The sequence below is a fragment of the Kurthia populi genome (genome assembly GCF_042686175.1).
Classification (GTDB): Bacteria; Bacillota; Bacilli; order Bacillales_A; family Planococcaceae; genus Kurthia; species Kurthia populi.
Genome location: NZ_JBHUOR010000009.1, coordinates 1 through 1428 on the forward strand (window position 1 = coordinate 1; position 1428 = coordinate 1428).

Annotated in this window: 1 pseudogene; it reads right to left on the reverse strand. The window is 40.9% G+C overall.

The annotated features are described in order from the left end of the window. Positions 1-552 precede the first annotated feature (552 nt). Positions 553-1428 (reverse strand): annotated as a pseudogene (locus ACFSY7_RS02050) (IS110 family transposase); the annotation flags it as partial.

The following is a 1428-nucleotide window of genomic DNA, read 5'->3' on the forward strand; positions in this document are numbered from 1 at the left end:
CAACACGCATATCTAACTTAATTTTGTATTAATTGATATTTATGTTAATTCATCGAAACGCTACGCTAAAGAAGAGACCATTAAATGGAAATAATTTCTTCTGAATCCAAGTTTATATGATACACTTTTGGATCTCTGCGTAGCTTATGACGACGAACCCTCCCATATCTCTAGGCGTCTAATTGCGCGTACATTCCTTCGTTCGGTCTGTTCATAAGGCAGAGGCTAGCGATGCTCCTATAGGGACTCATTCATGAAGTGAAAGGTCGAAGGTGATGAATCGTGCTGGCTTCTCCGTGTTATCCTTTTGCTTAGACTTTCAGTCAAATGTAATCAGCTAGCTGCTTTGAGAACCGTAAAGTCTGTCATCATCTGATGTTCATCGAACATCACTTTCTTTTTGCACAAGGCATGTAAAATCTTTAACAGTTTCCCACAAAGTACGACAATAGACTGCTTCTTCCGTAAAGGATTTTTCGTCCTTGTCGTATAGTACTCATGAAGCGCTTTGAAAGCAGAATTATGAAGAATTAAAGGCATCATAACGCGGAATAAAANTTTTAACAGTTTCCCACAAAGTACGACAATAGACTGCTTCTTCCGTAAAGGATTTTTCGTCCTTGTCGTATAGGACTCATGAAGCGCTTTGAAAGCAGAATTATGAAGAATTAAAGGCATCATAACGCGGAATAAAAGCGCCCTTAATTTACGCCGACCTCGTTTAGAGATTCTTTTTTGTCCTTTTGATTGGCCAGAAGAGTTTTCACGCAATGTAAGCCCCGCTAGTTTAATTAATTGGCGTGGATGTGCATATTGTGCGAGTGAACCGACTTCTGATAATAAATCGACAATAGTAATATCTCCGATACCAGGAACGGACGCCAAATAATCATAATCCGTCATTTGTTTCGCAAGAGCCGTTAGCTGACAAGTTAGTTCATCGAGTTGTGCCTGCATCATATGGTACTGAGAAAGTAGCGTGGCTATTTCAAAACGTGCCATCACAAGCCCCTCTGTTAATCCAATTGAGTGAGGCGCAATACGGACTAATTGTTTCGATTTTGGCAGTTGAGGGCTTTTCAGCCCTTCTACTTGGCGATAAAGGGAAAGCAGTTCTTCAGGCGTTTTCCCTTGAATATCCATTGGTAGCGGTGTTTTTTCAAGCACCGCATACGCCATTTTCCCAAAGCTTTTGAATACTTGTGTAAACTCTGGGAAAAATCGATCTAGCCAACGGATAATGCGATTTTGAAGTGCGCTCAAATCTTCTTGAAGCTTTGAACGTAAGGTCGCACCGTTTCTTAATTCTGCTTCTACGCCTTCTAAAAGGCGTGGATAACTAAATCGGCCATCACGTATCAAACGTGCGATGACCAGCGCATCCTTTTGATCATTTTTCGTCTGCAGATTATCGTCAAGTTCTTTCGA